This is a genomic window from Bacillus sp. FSL K6-1560 (assembly GCF_038592935.1).
In the GTDB taxonomy this organism is placed as follows: domain Bacteria; phylum Bacillota; class Bacilli; order Bacillales; family Bacillaceae; genus Bacillus; species Bacillus subtilis.
Genome location: NZ_CP151946.1, coordinates 3822836 through 3836981 on the forward strand (window position 1 = coordinate 3822836; position 14146 = coordinate 3836981).

General features: G+C 43.5%; 16 protein-coding genes and 2 pseudogenes. 7 read left to right on the forward strand and 11 right to left on the reverse strand.

Going from position 1 to position 14146, the window contains the following annotated elements; all coding sequences use genetic code 11:
• Positions 1–433 precede the first annotated feature (433 nt).
• Positions 434–796, reverse strand: a complete 363-nt coding sequence (hxlR, locus tag NYE22_RS20275; protein ID WP_003246265.1) for a transcriptional activator HxlR — start codon at positions 794–796, stop codon at positions 434–436.
• Between the two features lie 231 nt (positions 797–1027).
• Here hxlR and hxlA point away from each other — a divergent pair, with 231 nt between their 5' ends.
• From hxlA to nin, 5 genes are all read left to right on the forward strand, one after another.
• Positions 1028–1660, forward strand: a complete 633-nt coding sequence (gene hxlA / locus NYE22_RS20280; RefSeq protein WP_021481819.1) for a 3-hexulose-6-phosphate synthase — start codon at positions 1028–1030, stop codon at positions 1658–1660.
• A 5-nt stretch (positions 1661–1665) separates the two neighbouring features.
• Positions 1666–2223 carry a 6-phospho-3-hexuloisomerase gene (gene hxlB, locus NYE22_RS20285; RefSeq protein ID WP_041850679.1) on the forward strand — a complete coding sequence of 186 codons (558 nt, stop codon included), beginning with the start codon at positions 1666–1668 and terminating at the stop codon, positions 2221–2223.
• Positions 2224–2327: 104 nt separating this feature from the next.
• The gene (tlpC, locus tag NYE22_RS20290) at positions 2328–4049 is read left to right on the forward strand and encodes a methyl-accepting chemotaxis protein TlpC (protein WP_021481821.1); all 1722 of its coding nucleotides are present in this window, start codon (positions 2328–2330) and stop codon (positions 4047–4049) included.
• Between the two features lie 167 nt (positions 4050–4216).
• Positions 4217–4666 (forward strand): DNA-entry nuclease, encoded by a 450-nt coding sequence (gene nucA, locus NYE22_RS20295; RefSeq protein WP_014475770.1) that lies wholly within the window; start codon positions 4217–4219, stop codon positions 4664–4666.
• A 26-nt stretch (positions 4667–4692) separates the two neighbouring features.
• Positions 4693–5091, forward strand: a complete 399-nt coding sequence (gene nin / locus NYE22_RS20300; RefSeq protein ID WP_021481824.1) for a DNA-entry nuclease inhibitor — start codon at positions 4693–4695, stop codon at positions 5089–5091.
• A gap of 36 nt (positions 5092–5127) precedes the next feature.
• On the opposite strand, the gene bglC is transcribed toward nin, so the two are convergent.
• The 4 genes and pseudogenes from bglC to NYE22_RS20320 all read right to left on the reverse strand — a co-directional run bounded on the left by bglC (position 5128) and on the right by NYE22_RS20320 (position 7790).
• Entirely contained in the window at positions 5128–6561 is a 1434-nt protein-coding gene (bglC, locus tag NYE22_RS20305; RefSeq protein WP_021481825.1) for a 6-phospho-beta-glucosidase, read from the reverse strand.
• 153 nt (positions 6562–6714) lie between these two features.
• A complete protein-coding gene (locus NYE22_RS20310; protein ID WP_032724908.1) occupies positions 6715–7047 on the reverse strand; it encodes a YckD family protein in 333 nt (110 codons plus the stop codon).
• Between the two features lie 80 nt (positions 7048–7127).
• Positions 7128–7553: pseudogene (locus tag NYE22_RS20315) on the reverse strand (RDD family protein).
• Positions 7554–7594: 41 nt separating this feature from the next.
• Positions 7595–7790 (reverse strand): annotated as a pseudogene (locus NYE22_RS20320) (hypothetical protein).
• 161 nt (positions 7791–7951) lie between these two features.
• Here NYE22_RS20320 and NYE22_RS20325 point away from each other — a divergent pair.
• Positions 7952–8815, forward strand: coding sequence for a transporter substrate-binding domain-containing protein (locus NYE22_RS20325; protein ID WP_072173917.1), 864 nt, complete (start codon positions 7952–7954; stop codon positions 8813–8815).
• Between the two features lie 9 nt (positions 8816–8824).
• On the forward strand, positions 8825–9505 hold the full coding sequence (locus NYE22_RS20330) for an amino acid ABC transporter permease (RefSeq protein ID WP_003234624.1): 681 nt from the start codon (positions 8825–8827) through the stop codon (positions 9503–9505).
• A 48-nt stretch (positions 9506–9553) separates the two neighbouring features.
• Here NYE22_RS20330 and zinU read toward each other — a convergent pair whose 3' ends face one another.
• From zinU to NYE22_RS20360, 6 genes are all read right to left on the reverse strand, one after another.
• Positions 9554–10747, reverse strand: coding sequence for a zinc metallochaperone ZinU (gene zinU, locus NYE22_RS20335; protein WP_032724904.1), 1194 nt, complete (start codon positions 10745–10747; stop codon positions 9554–9556).
• A gap of 27 nt (positions 10748–10774) precedes the next feature.
• Complete coding sequence (locus tag NYE22_RS20340) at positions 10775–10948, reverse strand: hypothetical protein (protein WP_249849597.1); 174 nt, start codon at positions 10946–10948, stop codon at positions 10775–10777.
• A 4-nt stretch (positions 10949–10952) separates the two neighbouring features.
• A complete protein-coding gene (locus NYE22_RS20345) occupies positions 10953–11096 on the reverse strand; it encodes a hypothetical protein (protein WP_342412093.1) in 144 nt (47 codons plus the stop codon).
• An 81-nt stretch (positions 11097–11177) separates the two neighbouring features.
• Positions 11178–11762: a L,D-transpeptidase gene (locus tag NYE22_RS20350; RefSeq protein WP_342412094.1), complete on the reverse strand. Its 585-nt coding sequence runs from the start codon at positions 11760–11762 to the stop codon at positions 11178–11180.
• Positions 11759–12673, reverse strand: a complete 915-nt coding sequence (gene folE2, locus NYE22_RS20355; protein WP_163136467.1) for a GTP cyclohydrolase FolE2 — start codon at positions 12671–12673, stop codon at positions 11759–11761. The genes NYE22_RS20350 and folE2 overlap by 4 nt, the downstream gene beginning before the upstream one ends.
• A 116-nt stretch (positions 12674–12789) precedes the next feature.
• The gene (locus NYE22_RS20360) at positions 12790–13995 is read right to left on the reverse strand and encodes a nitrate/nitrite transporter (protein ID WP_015252853.1); all 1206 of its coding nucleotides are present in this window, start codon (positions 13993–13995) and stop codon (positions 12790–12792) included.
• Positions 13996–14146 lie beyond the last annotated feature (151 nt).

Here is a 14146-nt window from a genome sequence, read left to right on the forward strand (position 1 = left end):
AACAAAAAACAGATTGCCGCTATAAAAACGGGCAGCCGTCAGTCAGCATTGCGGCGTTTAACATAAGCGGATAAAGACCGCAAGATCCCCTATCCTAATAGGAAACAATTTTGGCTATTTATTCATTGTTTTCAATATTTTTTATCTTACTACCGTTCACTTTAAATGAAAAAAATGTTTTTATCACCGAAAAATGGGTGAAAAGTTTCATGCGGGATGCCGAAAGATTCCAGTTTATTTACAGGGATATTTTTGCGGGATGCCGCAATCATTTCCACTAAACATTATTTACAGAAAAATAAAAATTTTTAAACCGAACTGTTGCGTTCAATCTTTTTTTATTGCTGACTGCAATTTACAATCTTTACATGACTATGTGTACCGCGCAAAAACCGAAAAAAGGCAAAAAAAAGACACCCTTGCGAAGAGCGTCTTACAACGATTCTTTCATGACATTTTTGTCGATATCAATCAATTCCATATAGCCTTTACCCCACTCATACATGGCTTCAAGAATAGGCATGAGGCTTTCTCCGTGCGGGGTCAGAGAATATTCAACCTTCGGCGGGACAACCGGATACACTTCCCTGTGAACAATCATATCCTGCTCAAGCTCTCTCAGCTGATTCACGAGGATCTTCTGCGTAATATCAGGAATCAATGTTTTTAATTCATTGAACCGTTTTGTGCCTTCTTTTCCTAAATGCCACAAAATGAGCATTTTCCATTTACCGCCAATCACTGCAAGCGTTAATTCCTTCTCACAATTAAACCTTTTGTCGTCCATCCGGCTCAATAGAATCCCCCCTTAGTAACCTTTTTGTATGTTAGATACGTATCATCACTTACTTACTTTTTTGCAGACTCTTTTTTCATTATACTCACTCATAAAATCAAGCGAAAGAAATCTGATTGCCTCTCCTCACAGTATCCTCCAAGTAACTTGTTGACTTCAAAGTGCCTACTTCTCAACAAAAGAGGGAACCTATAGAATGAACAATAATTCGAAAAAGGGAGTGGATCAACAATGGAATTACAGCTTGCATTAGACCTCGTCAACATTCCAGAAGCCATTGAGCTTGTCAAAGAGGTAGAACAATACATCGACGTAGTTGAAATCGGAACACCGGTCGTCATTAATGAAGGCCTAAGAGCCGTTAAAGAAATAAAAGAAGCATTTCCTCAATTGAAGGTTCTTGCAGACCTGAAAATCATGGATGCCGGAGGCTACGAAATTATGAAAGCGTCGGAAGCAGGCGCTGACATCATCACCGTTTTAGGGGCTACAGACGATGCAACGATTAAAGGCGCAGTAGAAGAAGCCAAAAAACAAAAGAAGAAAATCTTAGTGGACATGATTAACGTGAAAGATATCGAGTCCCGTGCGCAAGAAATTGACGCACTAGGTGTTGACTACATCTGCGTCCACACTGGCTATGATCTTCAAGCAGAGGGCAAGAACTCTTTCGAAGAATTAACGACAATCAAAAACACCGTAAAAAACGCAAAAACCGCAATCGCGGGCGGCATCAAACTTGATACACTGCCAGAAGTGATCCAGCAAAAGCCTGACCTTGTCATTGTCGGGGGCGGAATTACAAGCGCAGCTGATAAGGCGGAAACAGCTTCAAAAATGAAGCAGCTGATTGCCCAAGGATAACTCCGATGAAAACGACTGAATACGTAGCGGAAATTCTCAATGAGTTACACCGTTCAGCAGCTTATATTTCTAATGAAGAGGCTGACCAGCTTGCCGATCACATTCTTTCATCCCACCAAATTTTCACTGCGGGTGCGGGGCGGTCTGGCCTGATGGCAAAATCCTTCGCGATGAGATTGATGCACATGGGCTTCAACGCCCATATAGTAGGTGAGATTCTCACTCCGCCGCTCGCCGAAGGAGATCTAGTTATTATCGGCTCAGGATCAGGCGAGACAAAGAGCTTGATTCATACCGCAGCAAAAGCAAAAAGCTTACACGGAATTGTTGCCGCTTTAACCATCAATCCGGAATCAAGCATCGGAAAACAAGCGGACCTCATCATCAGAATGCCTGGTTCTCCTAAAGACCAGTCAAACGGAAGCTATAAAACCATTCAGCCAATGGGAACATTATTTGAACAAACTTTGCTGCTCTTCTATGATGCAGTGATTTTAAAACTCATGGAGAAAAAAGCACTCGATTCTGAAACTATGTTCACTCACCACGCAAACCTTGAATAGCATCACACAACCGGCCTGAAAATCAGGCCGGTTTTATTTTTTAAAAATAAAACTTTAAACCCAAAAACCCGATAAGTAATATGACCTATATAAAGGGAGGAATTATGTTGATAAAACGATTTAAGATGAAGCTAGGAACTAAAATTCTTTGCCTCGTTTTCGTGGTGATTCTTTTGTTTTCGGCGTCAGTTGGCACTGTGATGCTTAAAGAAATTACAGAAAGCATGAAACAAATGGCAACTGAAAAAGCGAAAGGTGATCTCGCTTTAAGCAGCACTTATATTGATGATGTCATGTCAGGCGACTGGCAGGTGAAAAACAATAAGCTCTATAAAGGGCAAACACAAATCAATGGAAATGAAGATATTGTTGATCTGCTTGGTGAAAAAACAGGTGATACCATTACCATTTTCCAAGGCGATACTCGTGTTGCAACCAATGTCATGAAGAATGGCGAAAGAGCTGTCGGCACCCAGGCTTCTTCTGAAGTTATCGCCGCTGTTTTAAAGAAAGGAAAGCGTTTTTACGGACAAGCAGATGTAGCAGGTTCTTCTTATCAGACTGCATACATGCCGTTAAAAGATCAAAATGGGAACATCATCGGCATGCTGTATACCGGAGCTAATCAAAGTATTTTAGCATCACTTACACAATCACTTTTCACTCAATTCGCTATCGTTCTTGTTATCGTCATTATAGTATCAGTCATCCTTGTTTTGGTTTTCACCAGAAAAATCAACAAGCGGCTGAACGCTTTAAAAAGCGCCTTTGAAAGTGCCGGAAACGGAGATATGACAATAGAGGTGTCAGACAAAACCGGTGACGAGCTTTCAGAACTAAGCGTCTATTATAATAAGATGAGAATGAAGCTGAACGATACCATACAAACCGTACAACAATCAGCCCTTCAGCTTGCGTCAGCCTCTCAGCAGCTCTCAGCCGGAGCAGAGGAAACAAATCAAGCTTCAGAAAAAATCACAGAAGCTGTACAGCAGATTGCAAATGGAGCCCAAGATCAGATCACCCGAATTGAAAACAGTGAAAGCTCATTAAAACAAGCTTCAGCAGACATCCGGGATATTTCTGCAAATACTGCCGCTATCGCTGACAAAGGGCAGCTCGCGCAATCAAAAGCAGACATTGGACAAAAGGAAATTGCAAATGTACAGGCGCAAATGGATGCGATTCACCAGTCAATTCAGAAAAGCGGAGAAATCATACACCAGTTAGACGGCCGCTCTAAACAAATTGAGCAAATTTTATCGGTCATCACCCAAATTGCCGATCAGACAAACCTGCTTGCGCTGAATGCAGCGATTGAAGCTGCCAGAGCCGGTGAACAAGGAAAAGGCTTTGCTGTTGTTGCTGATGAAGTACGGAAATTAGCAGAAGAGTCTCAACAATCTGCAGGGCAGATTTCAAAACTGATCATAGAAATACAAAAGGATATGAACCGGTCTGCAAGATCTGTTGAGCATGTGAAAACAGAAGCTGCAGAAGGAGTCACCATGATCCAGCGCACCAGAGATGCATTTAAGGAAATTGCAGCTGCAACAGGTGAAATCAGCGCCGAGATTAGTGATTTATCAGCATCTGTAACAAACATTTCAGCCAGTGCACATCAAATAAATGATTCCTTTGCAGCCAATACGGCCGACATTAAAGAATCTACTAAAAATACCCGGCAAGCGGCTGCATTAACAGAGGAGCAATTTGCTGCAATGGAGGAGATTACCGCAGCTTCTGAAACACTTTCTCAATTAGCTGAGGAACTTACCGGTATCATAAGCCAATTTAAAATGATTAATCAAGCCGAAAACGGCTGATGACTTACTATCATTATTGTAAATTGGCAATCGTATTTTGCTGAAAACAAATATTTCGATCTGCTAAAATTACGATTTCTGCAATAAACTGAGCGTAAAACATAAAATTTAAACCTTTACACCAAATGCTTTCTGGATTACTCTTGTGTCAGTTTTAAAAGCGGGAGGTGAACATCACGACGGACATCATAAAAACAATACTTCTCGTCATCGTCATCATAGCAGCTGCAGCTGTCGGCCTGATAAAAGGAGACTTTTTCTCAGCTGATCAAAAAACGTCTCAAACGAAAGAATATGATGAAACAATCGCCTTCCCTTCTGACCGTTATCCCGAAACGGCCAAGCATATTAAGGATGCGATAAATGAGGGGCACTCAGAGGTGTGCACTATCGACAGAGACGGAGCTGAGGAACGCCGCGAGCAATCATTAAAGGACGTACCTTCCAAAAAGGGGTATGACAGAGATGAATGGCCAATGGCCATGTGCAAAGAAGGCGGTGAGGGAGCTTCTGTAGAATACATTTCTCCCGCTGACAACCGCGGAGCAGGCTCTTGGGTCGGGCATCAGCTTACCGATTACCCAGATGGCACAAAGGTTTTATTCACAATTCAGTAAACAGTACATAGAGGAGGAACAGCACATTGATCAAATCATGGAAGCCGCAAGAACTTTCGATTTCATATCATCAATTTACTGTATTTCAAAAGGATTCTACACCTCCTGTAATGGATTGGACTGACGAAGCGATTGAAAAAGGATATGCTGCGGCAGACGGAGCCATTTCCTTTGAGGCACAGCGAAATACAAAGGCCTTTATTCTTTTGCGCCTGAACAGTTCAGAAACAGTAAACTCCTACGAAAAAAAAGTGACTGTTCCTTTTCATGTCACAGAAAACGGAATTCATATTGAAAGCATCATGTCTAAAAGACTGTCCTTTGATCTGCCTAAAGGAGACTATCAATTGACATGCTGGACTGTGCCGGCTGAAATGTCAGATTTGCACGCCGACACTTATATTATTGATGCTGTTTCTGTGTAATGAAAAACCCCTGAGAGAATAACTCTCAGGGACTCTTTATAAACTTTCTCCGTTTGTCTTGATGACATCTTGATACCAATAAAAGCTTTTTTTCTTCAAGCGTTTTAAATCGGATGTGCTTTCTTCATCACGATTGACATATACAAATCCGTATCTTTTTTGGTAGCCGTTCAGCCAGCTTAACAGATCAGTAAACGACCAGCTGCAATAGCCGATTAAATCGACACCGTCACTGATGGCTTGTCTGCATTGCTCAAGATGCGAACGCAAATAATCAATTCGATAATCATCCTGTACAGTGCCGTCCTCAACTTTATCAAATTCACCCAAACCGTTCTCTGTTATAAACACTGGAAGCTGATAGCGGCTTGTAATTCGGCGAAGACCGATACGCAGCCCAATTGGGTCAATTGTCCAATCCCAGTTGCTCGTTGTCAGATGCGGATTTTTTTTCGTTTTGAACACTCCGGGTATCCCCGTCTCCTGATTGGTTCCCTTTTGGCCTGTCGTATTCATTTTCCCTTCTGACACACCATCAAGCGGATTTCGTTCATAGGTGATCGTCTGATAATAATTGACACCTACAAAATCAGGCTTCCCTTTGGCGAGCAGGTCCATATCCTCTGCTTCAATTGTCGGCGCCCATCCCTGTTTTTCCAAGTAGCGGAATGGAATTTGCGGGTAGGTTCCCCAGCAATACATGTCAAGCCACCAATTGTTCGTAAATTCTTCGGCGTTTTCAAATGCCAGTATATCCTCTGGATGGCTTGATAAAGGGTAAGCCGGAGAATAAGCAAAGCTAGGACCTATTTTGCCTTCAGGCACATATTCTCTAAATGATTCGATGGCTTTTGCATTAGCCAGAAACGCAATATGGTTTGCTTCGTAAAATCGTTTTCTGTCTTTCACTCCAGGCGGATGCATGGCTGTAATAAATCCGTGATTAAAATTGTAGTTCTGTTCGTTTAACGTAACCCAATATTTCACCCTGTCTCCAAAACGTTTATAAAGAGTAATACAGTAGTGATTAAAATCCTCTATGATGTTTCTGGATTCAAACCCGCCGTATTCGTCCATAAGCGCTTGAGGCAAATCCCAGTGATATAAAGTCAGAACCGGCTCGATGTGATGAGAAAGCAATTCATCAATCAGTCTATCGTAAAACGCTAGACCTGCTTCATTGATCTCTCCTTTTCCTTTTGGAAAAACCCGTGGCCAGCTGACGGAAAATCGATACGCTTTTAACCCCATCTCAGCCATCAGAGCGACATCTTCTTTAAATCGGTGATAATGGTCAACCGCAATGTCGCCATTGGTTCCTTTAAACGTTTTGCCCGGTATTTTCGTAAACACATCCCAAACAGAAGGGCCTTTGCCATCTTCATTCCAAGCGCCTTCAATCTGGTACGCTGCAGAAGCAGAGCCCCACAAAAAATGTTTCGGAAAAGATTCTGGATGCTGGTGGATCATAGTGTTTATCACTCCTGAATTATTTGATAAACCTATCATAGGCTATGAAACGCGTTTCAGATCAACTCGATGTTAGTCGCGGAACAGCTCAACTAATATTGCCTACCTGTAAATAACGCAAAAGCACCCAATTCCCATTGGATGCTTAAAATCTTAATGTCTTTTTTCAAATTTATGCGGATGAGGATGGTGCTTTGGAACAAAGCCGTTTTGTTTCATCATTTCAAAGTGTTTGTCCAAGTGATTTTTGATGTGTTCTCCTCTTTCTTTAGGCAGGACACCATATTGTACATACTTTGAGATCACGTCTTTGCGCTTTTTAAGAATCTCTGCTTCCAGTTGTTCAATCTCTTTCTTTTGCTGATCTGTCAGTGTAACATTTGCGGGAGGCTGCTGCTGTTTTTCAACGGCCTCAGCTGTACCGGTCAGAGAAATGACAGCCGCTGCAATGAACATTGTGATGATGTTGATGGTTATTCGTTTCATCCAGTTTATTCCTCCAATCTATTTTTCATATGTTTTGCTGCCTTGTATTTTTTATGCATAAAAATAAAAAGAGCGAACCATTATTCGCTCTTTCTAATCTCTTCGTCAGCATTAAGTTCTTCTTCACCTGGCGTCGCATAAGTGACATACGTTCCCGCGATTAAATCATGCAGGGTCCGTTTGTCTTCTCGTACGGCAATCAGAATCAGGCTGGCGATCAAGCCGAGTCCGAAGGTTATAACGTAAACCAGGCCGGCTACAATAACCCGTAAAAACATTGTTAACAAGCTGACTTGTGATCCGTCTTTTTTTACGATTCAGATTCCGCAGATTCTTTTTCCGATAAGGTAGCCGCGCCAAAACACCGGCAGCAAAATAGAGTACAGCAGAACAACTAAACTTATGAACATGCTGTCGTTTGGGTCTTTTCCTGTAATCAGCCAATAGATCAGCAAAAGCGGCACGGAGACTATAATGTAGTCTAACAATGCAGCTCCAAGTCTGATCCAAAATCAGGCTGGTTTGTAAATATTCATTTGACTCCCCATTATGGTTTAAATGTTTCCATTTTTTTCTCATCGAATATATCATATGCCTTAGGGGCATCAGCAAGACTTAAATTTAATCGGTTTCATGCTTCTTGACCATTTCTTACGGTATTGGCATAGAGGAATAACTGATCTTCTGCATCCATCACGTCCACATGTGTTTCCTTGGTACGTCTGGCATTCATCCTTGGACAACTCCTTTTTTCATCACCTCTTCCCTTCATAGACGCTTTTAAACACCCACCTATGCTTTTTGTATACACAATTCGAACTTTTTGAAAACGTCATCAACATATTGCAACCCCTTATGTTCAATGCTATCTTTTTAGTTGATTAACAGATTGGGGGAACTATAGGTGAAATCATTCATGCATTCCAAAGCCGTTATATTCAGTTTCACAATGGCTTTCTTTCTTATATTGGCAGCCTGTTCCGGCAAAAATGAAGCCGATTCCAAGGATACAGGCTGGGAGCAAATCAAGGACAAAGGGAAAATCGTAGTCGCTACATCAGGTACGCTTTATCCCACTTCTTATCATGATACCGACTCTGGCTCCGATAAGCTGACGGGCTACGAGGTTGAAGTCGTTCGTGAAGCGGCAAAACGCCTGGGACTGAAGGTTGAGTTCAAGGAGATGGGCATTGACGGGATGCTGACAGCGGTGAACAGCGGACAGGTTGACGCAGCCGCGAATGACATCGATGTGACGAAGGACCGCGAGAAGAAGTTCGCATTTTCTACTCCATATAAATATTCATACGGTACGGCAATTGTCCGAAAAGACGATTTATCAGGGATTAAAACGCTTAAGGATTTAAAAGGGAAGAAAGCGGCTGGCGCGGCTACAACCGTCTACATGGAGGTCGCGAGAAAATACGGCGCCAAAGAAGTGATTTATGATAATGCGACGAATGAGCAATATTTAAAAGATGTTGCCAACGGACGCACTGACGTCATTTTAAACGACTATTACCTGCAGACACTTGCGCTCGCGGCATTCCCGGATCTCAACATTACAATTCATCCTGACATCAAGTACATGCCGAACAAACAGGCCCTTGTCATGAAAAAAAGCAATGCGGCACTTCAGAAAAAGATGAACGAAACATTGAAAGAGATGAGCAAGGATGGCTCTTTGACTAAACTGTCGAAACAATTCTTCAATAAAGCAGATGTATCAAAAAAAATTGATGCCGACGTTCAGGACGTTGATTTGTAATCGGACGCCATGATCAATAGCATTCAATGGGAATATATTTTCAACACGAAGCTGGCTATTGAATCGTTCCCTTATGTCATAAAAGGCATTGGGTATACACTGCTCATCTCTTTTGTAAGCATGTTTGCGGGAACTGTGATCGGCCTGTTCATATCACTCGCCAGAATGTCAAAGCTTGCTTTGTTAAGATGGCCGGCGAAGCTCTATATCTCATTTATGCGGGGCGTTCCGATTTTGGTGATTTTGTTTATCCTTTATTTCGGGTTTCCTTATATCGGCATTGAATTTTCCGCTGTCACGGCTGCTTTAATCGGCTTTAGCCTAAACAGCGCCGCCTACATTGCGGAAATTAACCGTTCAGCCATTTCATCCGTCGAAAAAGGACAGTGGGAAGCCGCATCCTCGCTGGGTCTTTCCTATTGGCAGACGATGAGGGGCATCATTTTGCCGCAATCGATACGTATTGCGCTGCCTCCGCTTGCCAATGTATTGCTCGACTTAATCAAGGCGTCCTCTCTCGCTGCGATGATTACAGTGCCGGAATTGCTCCAGCATGCGAAAATCATCGGGGGCAGAGAGTTTGATTATATGACCATGTATATTCTGACCGCTCTCATTTATTGGGCCATCTGCTCCATTGCCGCGGTCTTTCAGAATATCCTTGAGAAAAAATATGCTCATTATGTTTAAACAAACGTTTCATTAAAAAAAGCCGTTCCCCATGGGACGGCTTTTTTTCTATTGATTCAGCTTCCATTTAAACGGGTCCTCAAACAGCGACCAGTCGGAATCAAATTCATATTCAGTCAGCAGGCATTGATCAAGCTCTTTCGTAATCGCTTCTTCATCCAGGTCAGTTCCGATAAAAACTAGCTGCGTTAGGCGGTCACCGAACTCCGGGTCCCACTCCTCCAGGATTTCCGGCTCCTGCTGTTTGACTTGCTCCTGCTCAAGCTTCGGCAGCGCCGCCACCCAATAAGATACAGGCTCAATCGTAACCGACGGACCTGCTTGCGACATCAGCAAAGCAAGGTTGTTATGAGATGCGCACCAGACGATTCCTTTGGCACGTACCACGTTCTTTGGCATTTGATCCAACCAACGGTAAAATCGTGTAGAATGAAACGGCAAACGTCTCTTATATACAAATGAAGAGATACCGTATTCTTCTGTTTCCGGGGTGTGTTCCGCATGGCCTGCCGTCAGCTCTTGAATCCAGCCGGCCGATCCGCTCGCTTCCTCGAAGTTAAATAACCCTGTATGCAAAATCTCCTGCGGTTTTACATTTCCTTTGACGGAACGAATGAACCTGGCTCTTGGCTGCAGTTTACGAAGAACGTTTTCAAGCTGTTCGAGCTCTTGCTCGCTGACCAAATCACATTTATTTAAGATCAGTACATCGCAAAACTCAATTTGATCGATCAAGAGGTCGGCGATTTCTCTTCCATCCTCTTCCCCCAATGCTTCTTTGCGGTCCAGAAGGCTTTCACCTGACTGATAATCATGCCAAAAACGGTTGGCATCAACCACTGTCACCATCGTATCCAGCTGACAAAATTTTGTAAGATCGATTCCCATCTCTTCATCGATATAAGAGAAAGTCTGGGCCACCGGGATCGGTTCGCTGATTCCTGTTGATTCGATGACGATATAATCAAACCGTCCGTCTTTTGCCAGCTTCTCAACTTCAATTAATAAGTCTTCGCGAAGCGTGCAGCAAATGCAGCCGTTTGACATTTCCACAAGCTTTTCATCTGTTCTGGAAAGACCCCCTTCCTGCTTGACCAAGCCCGCGTCAATGTTCACCTCGCTCATATCGTTTACGATAACCGCTATTTTCAAGCCTTCGCGATTTTGCAGAATGCTGTTCAGCAATGTTGTTTTTCCCGCACCTAGATAACCGCTCAGTACGGTAACCGGAATTTTTTTCATAATAGTGCCTCCATTAAAATAGAATGATTACGATTTAAATTGAATACTTCGCCGTATGTACAATGGTGTAGAGCAGCTATTCGCGCTTATTTCTCGCTGCCGCCCGATTTCTAAATCAGTAAAGGCTCCAACCGCGTTTAATCCTTTTCCCCATCGCAAATCCTTGCCGACATTCGGAAAACCGCAGCTTGCATAAAGCAATTGCTCACTTGCGTTGCTGAACCGATGGAAAGCGCAAATATCTCATCAGAAAGTAGCTTGGGTTTCGTTTCCAGTTTTCAAGAGACGCTTCATGGGGATCAATGACAGCAAGATCCTTAGCCTTTCCGCTTTTCACAGATACAGCCAATGATAAGCCCTTTATCACAAAACGTAATTGTTACGATTTAAATTGTATGGTCTTTTTTCCTTTTTGTCAACGGTTTTCAATTCAGCTGATCACCACTTTTGTATGTTCAGGGATATTTTCATATACCCATTTCGCATCTGGAATGGTCAGCCTGATACATCCGTGAGATGCTTTCGTTCCTAGTTTTTCTGCTTCCGTTTTGATGACTTTTTGATCCTTAGTCATTGGCACACTATGAAATAGAAATTCACCGTGATTTTTCCCTGATACCCAGTATTCTGCGCCTTCCTGGTATCCTTCGGAGAAAAACCATTCTCCCCGTTCAGGCTCTACATAAAAGGTGCCCTTTGGCGTAGCATCATCTTTTGTTTGATCAAGACCAGAAGAGATCATCATTGTATAGATGGTGTTGCTTCCTTCCTTGATGTAAGCCTTCTGCTCTTTCACATTCACATCAATCCAGACATGCTTCTGTTTAATATCCGGGTATTCTCCGCCCGAAGGCTTTGTCCAATCAATGCTTGTTTTTGCTGTTTTTCGAACGTCCGTTATGTTTTTGACCGTTTTCTTTGTATTGATACTTGCGTGTTCTTCTGCATGGTCGGAGCAGGCTGACAGCAGGCTGGCTGGCATAAGAACTGCAATAATGAATAATGAGAGTTTCATATTTTATCCACTTCCTTCGAAAAACACAGCTTCGCATAGGCATCGTGGAGATGGATCGATTCTTCATTGCGGCATTCAATCTCAAAGGCAGACACCCATTCAAGCTCAAACAAATCTGCAGCAATCAGCCGGGCGAGATCCTCAACAAACCTCGGATTTTCATAGGCCGTTTCTGTCACGGCTTTTTCATCAGGCCGCTTCAATACCGGATACAGTCTCGCAGAAGCATTTGATTCTGCGGCGTGAAGCAAATCAGCTTTAACATCACTTGGCAGCGATGCGGCCGGATGAATATCCGCCCAAATGCTGACCGTTCCCCTCTGATTATGGGCACTGTATTCGCTGATTTCCTTGGAGCAAGGGCACAGAGTCGTTACTTTTGCTGAGATGCCGGCACGCTGTTTAAACGGCTGATCTTTGCGATAGGTGACAGACATGAATATATCAGCATGCATCAAACCCGCTTTCTCAAGCTTCGGGCTTTTCCGTTCGAAAAACCACGGAAACCTCACTTCAACTGTGGCAGATGATATGTCCATGTTTTCTGCAAGCTCTTTCGTAAATTGCTGAAGAGAGGAAAATGAGAGAACCCAGCCGTTTTGATGATAGACTTGCAGCAGCTCTGTTAACCGGCTCATATTAATCCCCTTCTGATTTCTCGGCAAATTACAAGTCATTGTAAAGTTCGCAGCCGTTGTTTGCTCGGCAGGCATCATGGCAGAAGTGATTGTGACTGGATGGGACACATTAGCGACACCTACATGCTGAATGTCAAAAAAATAATCCTTCCTGATATTTTGCAGGTCCTTCATTTTCTCTTTTTCCACTGGTTTCTCGCCTTTGATCGGACTGACCGATCCAAAGTATTGAAGACGCTCCGTTTTTTTCGGGAGCAGCGTATGTTGATTCATTCAGAAAACTCCTCTCACTAACAAATCGTAATAATTACTATTTATTTTGATCGGTTCACTGTTGGAAATCAAGAGAAAATAAAAAAGACACGCACAAATGCGTGTCCGTCAAAATCCTAAACATCCGCCGGGCTGCTTTCCGCGCTCCAGCTTTTCCGCCAGTAATAGCCTGCGGCAAGGACAAGTGCAAACGCCAGCAGCGCGATACAGGAAAACGTGATAAAACCGATAGCATATGTGCCTGTCATCTGTTTGAGAGATCCTAAGATGTTCGGCAGGAAAAACCCTCCGATTCCTCCGGCCGCACCGACGATTCCCGTCACCATGCCAATTTCTTTGCGAAAACGCTGCGGCACGAGCTGGAATACTGCGCCGTTACCCATTCCGAGCCCCATCATTCCGACAAACAATAGAACAATAACCATTGAAAGAGATGGCAGGCTGCTGACTCCGGCCATACACAGTGCCACGATGACAAACAGTACAGAAAGAACTTTCGTGCCGCCGACACGATCCGAAATCAAGCCCCCGACAGGCCGGAAAAAGCTCCCCGCCGCCACACATAATGTAACGAAGTCCCCTGCGTGAATTTTTGACAGCTGGTATTGATCAACAAAGAAAATAGATAAAAAGCTTGAGAGCCCGACAAATCCGCCAAATGTGACGCTGTACAGCAGGCAGAAAAACCATGTTTCCTTTTGCCCGAACACATGCAGATAGCTTTTGAGCGGCTGCGGAGCCGGCTGTGCAGGAGAATCCTTTGCCATGGATACAAAAAGAATAAAGACGATCAATAATGGAATAAGCGCAATTCCCATGACAATGTGCCAGCCGAACTGCTCTGCCAGACGAGGGCCAAACAGGGTTGCAAACAACGTGCCGCTGTTCCCCGCTCCGGCAATCCCCATCGCAAGTCCCTGCAAATGAGGCGGATACCAGCGGCTGGCCATAGGCAGCGCTACAGCAAAGCTTGCTCCCGCCACGCCAAGCAGAATCCCGATGGCATACAGCTCAGTCAGGGAACGGCCGCCGAATGTCCCCCAAAGCAGCGGAATCATCGTCACCAGCATCCCGATCACTGCCGTTTTTTTCGGTCCGATTCTGTCCGTTAAAATACCAAGAATGATACGAAACACTGATCCAGATAAAATCGGCACAGCTACGACAAGCCCTTTCTCAAAAGGAGACAGGCCAAAATCCTGAGAAATATAAACACCCAGCGCCCCAAGCATAACCCATATCATAAAACTGACATCAAAGTATAAAAAGGAACAGAGCAAAGTGAGTGGATGACCGCTAGTTTTCAGTTCCGACAGCTTCATAAGATTCCCCTTTCTAGACCCTCATTATTTTACATTTTCTGAATCAAGGATATAGGACCATTATTTTCTGGAAAAGACATGTGTAAGTTTTTGTGACACGTTTAATGCGTTAACAGTGCATTGTGACATAATTTTTAATAGGAGAAAACTT